This window comes from Heyndrickxia faecalis (assembly GCF_040267745.1).
Taxonomy (GTDB): Bacteria; Bacillota; Bacilli; order Bacillales; family Bacillaceae_C; genus Weizmannia; species Weizmannia faecalis.
This window is the reverse complement of record NZ_CP158453.1, coordinates 1,784,752-1,797,087: the sequence shown is the minus strand read 5'-3', so window position 1 is coordinate 1,797,087 and position 12,336 is coordinate 1,784,752. Positions and strand designations below refer to the sequence as shown.

Below are 12,336 nucleotides of genomic sequence, written 5' to 3'. Positions count from 1 at the left end.
TCTGTTATCCTGAAAACAGGCACCGGCTGATTTTCATTCTTTTGCTGGTGCCTGTTTTCAATAGGCGTCTAAAGCCGTTACAGAACGGATTTCAGATCATCAAAAAACTGCGGGTATGATACGGCGATTGCTTCCGCCCCTTTCAGGCAGACAGCATCCTTTGCCACAAGTGATGCAACGGCAAGCATCATCCCGATTCTATGATCCCCGTGGCTTTCCACCGTCCCGCCTGAAAGCCGGCAAGGGCCTTCAATGATCATGCCATCCGCTGTCGCTTCAATATGGGCGCCCAGTTTCTTTAATTCCCGGACAACCGTGTCAATCCGGTTTGTCTCTTTCACTTTCAGTTCTGCGGCATCTTTTATGACTGTCCTGCCTTCCGCCTGTGTAGCAAGAAGGGCAATGATTGGAATTTCATCAATGAGGCGCGGAATCAGCCCGCCGCCGATTTCAACGCCTTGTAAAGCAGCCGGACGGATCACCAACGTGCCTGTTTGCTCGCCGTCAGATGGGGCATGTGTTTCGACCACTTCCATATCCGCGCCCATTTGCTTTAAAACGTCAATGATCCCGGCACGGGTCGGATTGAGCCCGACATCCGGCAAGACGATTTCACTCCCAGGCACGAGCGAAGCAGCAGCCATAAAAAAGGCGGCGGATGAGATATCGCCGGGCACAACGATCTCCGTGCCATGGAAAACCGTGCCGCCCCGGACGGAAATTGTTCTCCCTTCCGTCCTGACCTCGCCGCCAAATGCCCGGATCATTCGTTCAGTATGGTCGCGGGTGGGCTGCGGCTCATACACGATTGTAGTGCCGTCTGCCTGAAGACCGGCTAAAAGAAGCGCGGATTTTACTTGCGCGCTTGCAACAGGCAGCCGGTATTCGATTCCCTGAAGCGCCCCGCCCCTTATAGAAAGAGGGGTGAAATTGCCGCCCCTTCTTCCGTCAATGTGCGCGCCCATTTCGCAAAGCGGTTTTGTGACGCGTTGCATCGGGCGCTTTGCAATCGATTCGTCGCCGGCAATGACCGAATGGAAGGGCCGGCCAGCAAGAAGGCCGAGCATCAGGCGAGTCGTCGTGCCGGAGTTTCCGGTATCGAGCACCGTTTCCGGCTCCGCCAAACCGTCCCATCCTTTTCCATCAATCACCACCCGGGTGCCATCCCGTTCGATCGGCACGCCCATTTGCTGAAAACAATGAATGGTGCTCAAACAGTCGGCGCCGGGGAGAAAATTTTCTACCATCGTTTTTCCCCTGGCGACAGCGGCAAACATAACCGACCGATGGGAAATCGATTTATCCCCCGGAACTTTAATCGTACCTTTTAACCCTGTTTGCGCGGGTGCCAATTTTTCCATTGCAGCCACCACCTTCTATTGGATATAGACTTCATGCGGGGTTTCTTTTTTTAAAAGATTCATGGCTAGATCACGGTCATTTTCCGAGCGAAAACTGATCCGGAGCACGCCGTATATATCTTCCCGCGCCTCAAGGATGCGGATATTCGTAATGGAGATTCCTTTTTCCGCCAGTTTATTGGTAATTTGAGAAACAACCCCCGGGACATCCGGAATATCGACAAATAAATCGTAAAAAGACGGGATTGCGCCCGATCCGCTGATTGGAAGGCAGTCGCGGTATTGTTTCGCTTCCGCATAAAAGCGGTGCAGAAGCTCATACTTGTTGTCTGCAAGCGCCTTTTTCACTTCCTGAAGATTTTTCGCCCATCTATCCAAAAGCCTGATCAGGTTTTCCCTGTTACCGCAAGAGATGTCCGCCCACATTTGCGGGCTTGAGGAGGCAATCCGTGTAATATCACGGAAACCTCCGGCAGCAAGCCTTTTTAAAAGGGGATATTCCGCATCAGCGTCTTTCACAAGATGGACAAGTGACGCTGCGATAACATGCGGAAAATGGCTGATGACCGCAACCATTTCATCATGCATTTCCGGAGAAACGGTGATGAAATTTGCCTTTGTTCCTTTCAGCCACTGTTTCAATTCTTCCGTCCGCTGATCTTGTTCATGGAAAGGCGTAAGCAAATAAAAGGCATTTTCAAACAGGGACAGGCTGGCGGCCGTAACGCCGCTTTTATGGGAACCGGCCATCGGATGCCCGCCGATAAAAACGGTGTTGTTGCCGGCGAGCCGCTGCGCCTTTGCCATGATGCTTTCTTTCGTGCTGCCCGTATCGGTGATGATCACATTTTCCTTCAATTCCATTTGCCCGAGCTGCCCGATCAATTTTTCCGTTACAAGCACCGGCGTGGCCAATATAATTAAATCCGCGCCACGCACGCCGTCTTGGATCGTTTCCACGTAATCATCCACGACCATCAGGGCTTTTGCCATTTTCATTTCTTCCAATTTGGCATCATACCCTGTGACCTTGGCTTCCGGATGTTCCTTTTTAATCGCTAGTGCAATGGATCCCCCGATTAACCCGAGCCCGATCACAAACACATTTCCTTTCAAAGGTGCCACCTCTTTTTGTAAAAAGGCGGCCTTTTGCTGTCAAAAGGCCCGCCGTTGTCAAGTTCATTTGCGGCTTTCCAGAAAAGCCCCGATCGCCCCGAGTACGCCCCGGTTCTGTTCTTCCGACCCGATGGTCACCCGGACCGTCCCCGGCATCCCGAGCGCTTCCCCGGAGCGGACGATATATCCCCTGCCAAGCAAAAACCGGCAAACTTCCTCACTATCGCATTGAAAATCGATTAAAATAAAATTTGCCTGCGACGGGTAAAATGCAAGGCTGTTGCGGCGGCAAAACGCATAAAAGTGTTCGAGCCCCTGCCGGTTTTTGTCGCGGCAGCTCTGGATAAACGCCTGGTCCTCCAACGCCGCCTGGGCAGCCAGCTGGCCAAGGACATTGGTATTAAATGGCGGGCGCACCGGCTCGAGCTTTTGGATGATCGTTCGATCGGCAATCCCGTAGCCGACGCGTAAACCGGCCAGTCCGTAAATTTTCGAAAATGTCCGGCTGACAATCAAATGATGATACCGGCGGAATAATGTCAGCGCCTGTTCGTAATCTTTTGCGACCACGTATTCGCTGTACGCTTCATCGATAAAAACGAGCACGTCTTCCGGCACGCGGTCAAGAAAAGCGGTCAACTCCTGTTCGGTCGTATACGTCCCCGTCGGATTGTTCGGGCTGCAAATCCAGACAACCGCCGTGTTTTCATCAATTTGCCCGAGCATCGCCTCCAGGTCATGCCGCCCGTCTTTTAAGGGTACTTCACGGACTTCGGCGCCCTCGATGATGGCATTATGTTTGTATTGGGAAAATGTCGGTGCGGCCATCACCGTATTTTTGCCTGGTTCGAGGAGTGACCTGGAAACGATTTGGATCAGTTCGTCCGTCCCGTTTGTAAAAATCAGTTCGGTTGGATCAACGCCGAGATGTGCGGCCATTTTCTGTCTCAGTTGTAAGGCGTGCCCGTCCGGATAACGGGTAAAAGCAGGCTGAAAGTTTTTCAAAGCCTCATCCACTTTCGGGGAATAGCCGAACGGATTTTCATTGGATGCCAGTTTCACGATTGAATCGAGCCTGTATTGTTTTTTCACTTCATCAATGGTCTTTCCGGGCACATATGCATGCAAATCCGTAATTTTTGTTCTCCATTTCATCATCTTTAGCGAGAGTCCCCTGCTTCCATGCAAGAGCGCAAGCCAGGGGGTGATCGCATTCTCTCCTTTCGGTTCGTGACACGTTAGCATTCTCTTATTTTGTTAAATCCGGACGAAGCACGGCTGCACGGCGCAAATACACATGTTTTATGTCCTCCTGCCCAATGTCCGTGTCGACATGGATCAGGATACGGATGCAGCGGACAAGGCTTCCTTCAACCGGAATTTCTTGCATATTCATAATCGGGACATACTTCCAGCCGCTGAATTGGCGCATGACTTTCGAAGGAAAAGCCGAACGGATATCGGCTGTTGCCGAGAACAAAAGGGAAGCAACGCGGTCCGGCTTGATCCCGTTTTTTTCGATCAAGGCATTCATCAGCTCAGAAGTAGCAGCAAGGACTTCGCTTTCGTGATCGCGCTCGACCGTAGTCGCTCCGCGTATTCCGCGTATCATGTATGCAAATCCCCCTTTTGCTGCAGCAGAAACAGACGGCTCAGCCGGTCTTTGTCCACTTCAGCCAGCACCGGTTTGCCGACAGACTCAAGCAGGACGAAGTGAATATTGCCGGCAATTGTTTTTTTATCGCGTTTCATATAAGCATAGATTTCGTCAAATGCTGCGCCAGCCGGAATTTTCCAATCATAGCCGAGCGTTTCGATCCAGCTGAGAAATTGCGGCAAATCAAATTGAAGGCCGGTCTGTTCCCTGCTGATCAAAAGCGCGTAGACGATACCGGTCATGACCGCTTCGCCATGGGTGATTTTCCCGAACCCGCCGTGCGCCTCAAGGGCATGCCCAAGCGTATGCCCGAAATTCAAAAAGGCACGCACACCCGTTTCTTTTTCATCTTTGCGGACAATATCTGCCTTTACTTTGATCCCTTTTTTCAACAAGTCCGGAAGATGCGGGGATAAAAGATGCCCGCCGTCCGGAATCTTTGTTTGCAATTCTTTAAGGAACTCCTTATCCGAAAGAAGCGCATGCTTTACAAGTTCGGCAAATCCGCTTAACAGCTGCTTTTTGGGGAGCGTGCGCAGGAAATCTGTGTCATACAATACAAATTCCGGCTGGTAAAAAGCGCCGACGAGGTTTTTTCCAAGCGGGTGATTGATCGCTACTTTGCCGCCGACCGAGCTGTCATGGGCCAAAATGGTTGTCGGGATTTGAATAAACGCAATGCCGCGCATATAGGTTGCCGCCACAAAACCGGCAAGATCGCCGACCGCGCCCCCGCCAAAGGCAAGAATGCATGATTTCCGGTCTAAATGATGTTCCACGGCAAACGTCAAAGCTTCCTGGTAGACTTCAAACGTTTTGGCATCTTCCCCGCCTGGCACGGTCAGTACACACTGTTCCGCGCTTTCCGGAAGCTGCGAAAGCAGTTTGTCCAAGTGAAGCGGCCGGACATTTTGATCTGTTATGACCATGCAGCGCGTATATTTGCGGACGAGCGGACCCAGCTCCTGGAGCGCGCCGCTTGCTATGTATACCGGGTACTGTTTTGTTTCTGTATCAATGATGATCGTTTCCATTTAAAACAACCTTCCGTATTCTCTTTGCTCCGCAACCGTTTTTTTCAGCACATCCATCCTGTCGCTGTAAAACTGGGCAGTGATCGCTTCCGCCAGCTCCCAGGCGACAACGGCCTCACAGACGACGCTCGCTGCCGGCACCGCACAGCTGTCGGAACGTTCGATGCTCGCTGCAAAAGGTTCCTTCGTTTCGATATCAACGCTTTGAAGCGGCTTATACAATGTCGGGATCGGCTTCATGACGCCTCTTACGACAATCGGCATGCCGGTTGTCATACCGCCTTCAAAGCCGCCGAGCCGGTTTGTTTTGCGCGTATAGCCCGTTTCTTCCGACCAGGCGATTTCATCATGGACTTCGCTCCCGGGCCGGTGTGCCATTTCAAAGCCAAGCCCGAATTCCACCCCTTTAAACGCATTGATGCTGATGATGGCGCGTGCCAGCTTTGCATCCAGCTTCCGGTCGTAATGAACATAACTGCCGACACCGGCCGGCATCCCGGTTGCGATCACTTCGACAATGCCGCCGATCGAGTCGCCGTTTTTCTTTGCCGTGTCGATCGCTTCCATCATTTTTTGCGCCGCCCCGTCATCCAAACAGCGTACCGGTGAACCGTCCGCTTTTTCCTGCAAGGAAGCAAGGGAATCATATGGCACCTTTTCCGCGCGTACACCCCCGATTTCAAGCACATGCGAGGCCACTTCAATGCCAAGCTCTTTCAGCAGTTTTTTCGCGACAGCCCCAGCGGCCACACGAACGGTGGTCTCGCGTGCGGAAGAGCGCTCGAGCACATTGCGCAAATCCCTGTGCCCGTATTTGATCCCGCCGGCAAGATCGGCATGCCCCGGGCGCGGACGGGTCACACGCCGTTTCACATCGTCCGCATCATCTGGAAGGGGCTCAATGCCCATGATCTTATTCCAGTGCACCCAGTCCCTGTTTTCAACCGTGAGCGCAACCGGCGAACCGAGCGTCAATCCGTGGCGAACGCCGGCAGAAATGATTGCCCTGTCCTTTTCTATCTGCATTCTCCGTCCCCGGCCGTAACCTTTCTGCCTTCTAGCAAGGTCAGTGTTAATTTCTTCAGCTGTCAGCGGCATGCCCGCCGGAAGGCCTTCAATAATGGTTGTCAGCGCCGGGCCGTGCGACTCGCCTGCTGTCAAATATCTCATTCTGCATCCCCCTTCATCACTTTAAAGCATTACATATCTATTACTATACCACAATCGCTATAAATCGAATAGATGGAGCGCTTTATAGTATGTGTCAAGTTTTTCTCGACAAGGTTTAAATATCGGGTATTCCAAGACACTCTTTTTGTACACTTTCGGCTACCGTGCTTTACTTGCTCGGTGTAATTTTCGGAAAAGATGTAATATTTCCGTATAAAGATGGATAACGGGGATGTTGAGGCGCGCGAAATTCACTCGCTTTCCGCGGGCGGCCGGCGAGCCTCCTCGCTCGTACCTCGCTGCGGGGTCTCTCCTGGCTCGCTTTTCCCGCAGGAGTCTCGTAAATTTCGCGCGCCTCAACGATCAGTCCCCACTGAGCCAGGCTTAAAACGAAAGCTCTAATATTTTGCTTAAATGTCCCATTGCCGATGAACTGCTTGAATGCAGGGCAACTGATCCGTGCTTTACGCCCACTGACGGGCGTACAGGCTGCTTGAGTAGTTGAGACATCCTGATGGATTGTTTCAAGTTCCGTTGCTTTCTCTCGCTTCTTGAACGGTGTTTCAGATAGGCTTCTCTCAATGTCCCATTGAGCATGCCTTGTTTGATTTTCACCATGGCTTCTGCGCCAAGTTCACTCCAATGCATGCCCCTTTTTTTCATCCTGAAGGAGATATGCCTTTGGTTCGATTCCATCGCTCCTAGGCCTCTCGCACCTTCCGGCACGTTTTTCACCCTGTCCCTCCAGTCAAAAATGCGGTCCCAGTTTTTCAAGATATACGAACGGAATTCCTTGATTTTCTTGAGAGCCTTTTTATCCGTCAAGGTGCTTTCGTGCGTATCCAAATATAACGTGAATTGGTCCAGGTTATGCGTTCTAATCGCTTTTCTAATTTGCTCCTTGATCTCGCTCTTTCCGCCCCCAAATGTCCTTATGATGGCTTGTGCAACGTGGTAGGTATCCAGCTGGTTGAGCACCGGAAATTCCGACTGTGAGAATGCTGTTTGAAACCGTTCAGCTGTGTACCCAGCACCTCCATCACTGTTTGTAATGACTTGCGCTTTTTCGAGGGAATAGGTGTTGGCAGCTGTGGCTTGGACTTCATCCCAAAATGTCTGAATGTCTTCCGTCGTCATGATGACTGTGGGCTGACGCAGGGAGACCCTTTTTCCATTGGTTTCCCAACCTTCATAGAGAATGGCATGGCGGACTTCCATACCCTGTTTCTTTTCCAGTCCCCGGATGAATACGCCATCTGCTTCGGAAAACAGGTAGTCTACCTTCTTCCCATCAGGCAGTGAAGCAGCTATTTCCATCTCTTCTACAAGGGCCTTGTCGGCTTCCACCTGCGTTTTTCCTACGCGTTTCACCATTTCCCCTACAGTTGTATGACTAAGACTCACGGCTGTCCATTCTTTTAAAATATTCGCCACCTCCCGATAGGTGTTCTCACTTGCCAACTCTGCCACCTTTAATTCCACTAACGGGCTATATCTCCGGTGGGGTACCAGCCCCAAGCATTCATCCAAGGGATAATGTGAGTTCCCTCTCTTATCACGCATTAATGAACGTTTAAAAGTCACACTTCCAAATAGAAACTGAACGCTTCTGTTATCACTACGGCAGTACTCCCAGCCTTCCTCCAACTTCTTTTGTTTAATTGTTTTATCTAACTCCTCAAATACATCCCCAACCCATTGTGTAAAAGCCTTCTGCATCAGAAGTTTAAGCTGTTCTTCAAATTCGATAAGACTCTTTGTATCCTTTAATAATCCAGCAATTATTGATATAATATCCATGGGAAGACCTCTCTCTCTAGATGTTCATCTTGAAGTGTACAATTAGATGATAGAGCGTCTTCCCATTTTTTTCCACTCATTTGCCCCTTCGAGTAAAATTTTACACATACCGCTTTATATTTTTCTATAGAAAAAGGTGTCTACAATTTCAAATCCATACGCAGCCGGATTGAAAATCTGCTCCGTGCTGCCGACAAATAATATGCCGTTTGCCGACAGCGTTTTGCTGAAATTCCGGTAAACAGACACTTTGGCTTCTTCTGTAAAATAAATCAGCACGTTCCGGCAAATAATCAGATCCGCTGCCGGATAAGGGTCGTGCAGCAAATTATGTTGTTTGAACACCACCGCCCGCCTGATTTCGTCCGCAATTCGATAGAACGGACCTCCGCTGCTTTTTTGAAAATATTTTTGTTTCATTTCGCGCGGCACTTCCAGGATCGAACGTTCGGAATAAACGCCGGCTTCTGCCTTTTGCAGGGCTTTTTGATCAATATCGGTCGCCAGGATCTGAATCTTTTTAAGCGGTAAATACTTGGACAAGATCATCGCCATCGTATACGGTTCTTCGCCCGTAGAAGAAGCGGCGCTCCAGATTTTTAGTTTTTCTCCTTTTTCTTTCAGCAGCCCTGGCAAAATGTTCCGTTCGAGCACATCCCACCTCGATTTATTTCTATAAAATTCTGAAACATTAATCGTCATTCTGTCCAAAAATTCTTCCAGCAAATGTTCGTTTTTGTCCAGTCCGTGAAAAAATTCACTGAAAGATGAAAAACCTCTTTTTTCATATAATGTCGTCAGCCTTCTTTTCATTTGCGCTTCTTTATACAAAGATAAATCGATCCCCGTTTTCTTTTTGACTTGCGCAATGAACCGGCCGTAATCATCCAGTTCTGTTTTCATTATGCAATCCCCGTATTTTTATTCAGATTTGTTGGTTCATACCGTTTATTTTAACATAAAAAAAGATTGGCGCGGAGAGGATCGCCAATCTTTTTTTGCATGATTTAATAAATCGAAGCATCCGCCGGCCGGCTGTATGAGATCAGCTCATCTTCCCGGAAAAACAGGGAAATTTCACGTTTCGCGCTTTCTGCCGAGTCGGAACCGTGAATAATGTTTTTGCTGACAATCACGCCGTAATCACCGCGGATCGTCCCCGGGGCGGCTTCGGCCGGATTCGTTTTGCCCATCATTTGCCGTGCGGTAGCGATGATGTTTTCGCCTTCCCAAACCATGGCAAAGACCGGACCGGAAGTAATAAATGCCACGAGATCATTGAAAAAAGGGCGTTCTTTATGCTCAGCGTAATGCTTTTTTGCAAGTTCATTCGAAATTTGCATCAATTTTGCCCCCGCAAGCCGAAACCCTTTCTTTTCAAAGCGGGAAACGATTTCGCCGATCAGCTGGCGGCTGACCCCATCCGGTTTTACCATTAAAAAAGTCCTTTCCATCTTCATCCACTCCATTCGCATTTCTACTATGTAAGGCATCTTGACCATAGAAAATCGTACCATGGTGGCGGGAAAATCTCAATATGTTTGAAGTAAGCGCTTCAAAACCGGGCCGCCAACGCAGGGCACTGCCCGGCAGCCCTGCTTTCTTTTAAAACTTTCTTTTTCCCATATAACGCGCCAAATCTGCCAGCATTTTTTTAAAACGGGTATCCGGAAGCTGCTCAAGCGTATCGAGCGCTTTCTCTAGATAGCAGTTGCTCACTGCATAAGACTGTTCGATCGCGCCGGACTGTTTAACCAGTCTGACAACGTCTTCAAGCTCCGCTTTTGGCATGTGCTCATGGACATATTCCAGCTTTTTTCTGATTTTTGGGTCTTCCCTTGCAAAAAGCACCGGAAGCGTTACATTGCCCTGGCGCAGATCTTCGCCTGCCGGTTTTCCAAGCTGCTTCTCCGTGCCGGTAAAATCCAGGATATCATCAATAATTTGATAGCTCATCCCGACATTGTAGCCAAACCGGTACAATTGGCGGTGGATGTTTTCGTCGGCGCCCGATGCAATCGCTCCGAGCTGGCAGCTGGCTGCAATCAGCAACGCCGTTTTTCGCTTGATCCGCCTTAAGTAACAGCGCAAGTTTTGATGAAAGCGGTATTTATCCTTAATTTGCTCAATTTCGCCGACGCACACTTCAACAAGTGTATCCGCCAGAATTTGGTGGGCGGAGAGATCCTCCACTTTTGTAATATATTCAAGCGCGGTTGCGAGAATATAATCGCCTGTATACATGGCAATCCGGTTGTCCCATTTGGCTTTTACGGTCGGTTTTCCCCGGCGCAATTCGGCATCATCAATGACATCATCATGCACAAGCGATGCCATATGGATCAATTCCAGTGCAACAGCGACATTTTTGACACGTTCGATTTCGTAATCTCCGAATTTCGCGCCGAGCAGCACAAATACGGGGCGGATCCTTTTTCCTCCCGCTTTCAGCAAACTTTCAGATGCCTGCTGTATCAAGGCAGCGTTTGATGCGACAGCGTTGGCCAGCTCTTGTTCAATAAGCTCAATATCCGTTTTTAAAAACGAGTACAGCATTTGTACCTTCATTCCGTCTCCATCCGATCATCATTTCTCTTTCAAGGCAATATGTGCAGCTGCGGCCCCGCCGGCAAACGGCTTGTACAAAATCCTGCCAAAACCCGCATTGGAAAAAGCAGCCGCCAGTTCTTCCATTCCCGGAAACTGTAGTGCCGATTCCTGAAGCCAGGAATATTCCCGGTAGCTTTTTGCGAACCATTGTCCGAGAAGCGGCATGATCCGGCGGAAATAAAAGTAATAAAGCTGCCTGTACCCGGGAATCACCGGCTGGGAGGTTTCCAGGCAGGCCGCCATGCCGCCGGGCTTCAGCACCCTGTACATTTCCTGCAAAACCTGTTTGTAGTCCGGGACATTCCTGAGCCCGAACCCGACCGTCACATAATCAAACGTTGCATCTTCAAATGGCAGTTCCATTGCATTTCCGTAACGGAGCGCGACATTTTTTAAGCCGAGCGCGTCCACTTTCTGCTTCCCGACTTCAAGCATGCTTTCACTGAAATCGAGACCTGTCACACTGCCGGATTCGCCCACTGCCTGTGCGAGGGCAATCGTCCAGTCCGCCGTCCCGCAGCACAGATCGAGTACGCTGCTCCCTTCTCTTACCGCCATTTTCCGCATCAGGTCTTTCCGCCACCGCTTATGCTGGCTGAAGCTGATCACCGAGTTCATTCTATCGTAGTTTTGCGAAATTTTTTCGAAAACGGCGTGTACCCGTTCTTCTTTTGGCATCATGGTTACCCTTCCTCCGCATATAATCTCGTTGCATCGCCATACCGCCCCATCAGCAGGCGGATCCGCTCTGAAAGCATTTCGTTTCCGCACGACATGGCCGCAGCCTGCAGCGCACGGATGCTTTCTTTCAAATACTTCTCACAAATATAAAATAGTTTCCGCTTTTTCTCATGCGGCAGCTGCTCAAAAGGGCGCCCGTCACCCGGGTAAGCCATTTTGTTCAAGGCTTCAAACAGGATGGAGCGCTTCCCGTTTTCAGCCTGTTTCTTTTCCCTTAACAGCCGGTTAAACAAAAGCAGTTCTTCGCTTAAACGGATGAGCGGCTGCGAACCGAAAAACTGCATAAATTTTGTAATAATCGCGGATTCGGTTTTTTTCAAATGCCCGACGAACGTTTCCGCGTCGGAATCGTCAAATTGGTAAAGCATCACTTTATATTCATTTACGGATTTGATTCCTTCCGCCAGTATGCCGACAAGCCGGACGTTGTGCACGCCCGCAAGCAGTTTGTAGTAAAGGCTGCTGAAATAATCCCCCGCTAGAACAGTAAGCTGGCGGTTTTTTTGATTTTCATTTGCATTGGTTACTTTTTCATGGGTGTCAAGGGCAATCTGGATCAGCATGGCAGTCGCAACAAACTGCTTCACTTCATGTTCCGTATACGGCTGCCCCGCAAGGCTGCTTATCAAAAGCAAAATCCGGTCTTCATCTATGTATGGGGCATCAATAAACTGATTTAAATAGTCGTGTGCCACTTCTTCTTCAATCGCCTGTTTGATTGCGGCAATTTGCTGCTCCCTCTGGTATGACATAACCCTTTCCCCGTTTCTTCGTTGATCTGGCCTAAAAATAAGCTGTAGTTTATTATATCACATATGTAAAACGGCCGTTAACAAATTGATTTCGG

12 protein-coding genes are annotated in these 12,336 nt (G+C 49.6%); all 12 read right to left on the bottom strand.

Going from position 1 to position 12,336, the window contains the following annotated elements; translation table 11 throughout:
• Positions 1-77 precede the first annotated feature (77 nt).
• The 12 genes from aroA to ABR335_RS08645 all read right to left on the bottom strand — a co-directional run bounded on the left by aroA (position 78) and on the right by ABR335_RS08645 (position 12,241).
• Positions 78-1,361 carry a 3-phosphoshikimate 1-carboxyvinyltransferase gene (gene aroA, locus ABR335_RS08700; RefSeq protein WP_350346109.1) on the bottom strand — a complete coding sequence of 428 codons (1,284 nt, stop codon included), beginning with the start codon at positions 1,359-1,361 and terminating at the stop codon, positions 78-80.
• 15 nt (positions 1,362-1,376) lie between these two features.
• Complete coding sequence (locus ABR335_RS08695; RefSeq protein ID WP_014098166.1) at positions 1,377-2,477, bottom strand: prephenate dehydrogenase; 1,101 nt, start codon at positions 2,475-2,477, stop codon at positions 1,377-1,379.
• Between the two features lie 63 nt (positions 2,478-2,540).
• A complete protein-coding gene (hisC, locus tag ABR335_RS08690) occupies positions 2,541-3,635 on the bottom strand; it encodes a histidinol-phosphate transaminase (protein WP_014098165.1) in 1,095 nt (364 codons plus the stop codon).
• A gap of 91 nt (positions 3,636-3,726) precedes the next feature.
• Positions 3,727-4,089, bottom strand: coding sequence for a chorismate mutase (gene aroH, locus ABR335_RS08685; protein ID WP_014098164.1), 363 nt, complete (start codon positions 4,087-4,089; stop codon positions 3,727-3,729).
• Positions 4,086-5,168 (bottom strand): 3-dehydroquinate synthase, encoded by a 1,083-nt coding sequence (aroB, locus tag ABR335_RS08680; RefSeq protein WP_017550463.1) that lies wholly within the window; start codon positions 5,166-5,168, stop codon positions 4,086-4,088. Before aroB ends, aroH begins: the two co-directional genes overlap by 4 nt.
• Positions 5,169-6,338: a chorismate synthase gene (aroC, locus tag ABR335_RS08675; RefSeq protein WP_017550464.1), complete on the bottom strand. Its 1,170-nt coding sequence runs from the start codon at positions 6,336-6,338 to the stop codon at positions 5,169-5,171.
• A gap of 384 nt (positions 6,339-6,722) precedes the next feature.
• Positions 6,723-8,138, bottom strand: coding sequence for an ISLre2 family transposase (locus tag ABR335_RS08670; RefSeq protein WP_014095747.1), 1,416 nt, complete (start codon positions 8,136-8,138; stop codon positions 6,723-6,725).
• Between the two features lie 114 nt (positions 8,139-8,252).
• A complete protein-coding gene (locus ABR335_RS08665) occupies positions 8,253-9,041 on the bottom strand; it encodes a CheR family methyltransferase (RefSeq protein WP_017550465.1) in 789 nt (262 codons plus the stop codon).
• 104 nt (positions 9,042-9,145) lie between these two features.
• A complete protein-coding gene (ndk, locus tag ABR335_RS08660) occupies positions 9,146-9,592 on the bottom strand; it encodes a nucleoside-diphosphate kinase (protein ID WP_017550466.1) in 447 nt (148 codons plus the stop codon).
• Positions 9,593-9,743: 151 nt separating this feature from the next.
• Complete coding sequence (gene hepT / locus ABR335_RS08655) at positions 9,744-10,706, bottom strand: heptaprenyl diphosphate synthase component II (protein ID WP_017550467.1); 963 nt, start codon at positions 10,704-10,706, stop codon at positions 9,744-9,746.
• Positions 10,707-10,724: 18 nt separating this feature from the next.
• Positions 10,725-11,429: a demethylmenaquinone methyltransferase gene (locus ABR335_RS08650; protein ID WP_017550468.1), complete on the bottom strand. Its 705-nt coding sequence runs from the start codon at positions 11,427-11,429 to the stop codon at positions 10,725-10,727.
• A 2-nt stretch (positions 11,430-11,431) separates the two neighbouring features.
• Positions 11,432-12,241, bottom strand: coding sequence for a heptaprenyl diphosphate synthase component 1 (locus ABR335_RS08645; RefSeq protein WP_017550469.1), 810 nt, complete (start codon positions 12,239-12,241; stop codon positions 11,432-11,434).
• Positions 12,242-12,336: the final 95 nt, after the last annotated feature.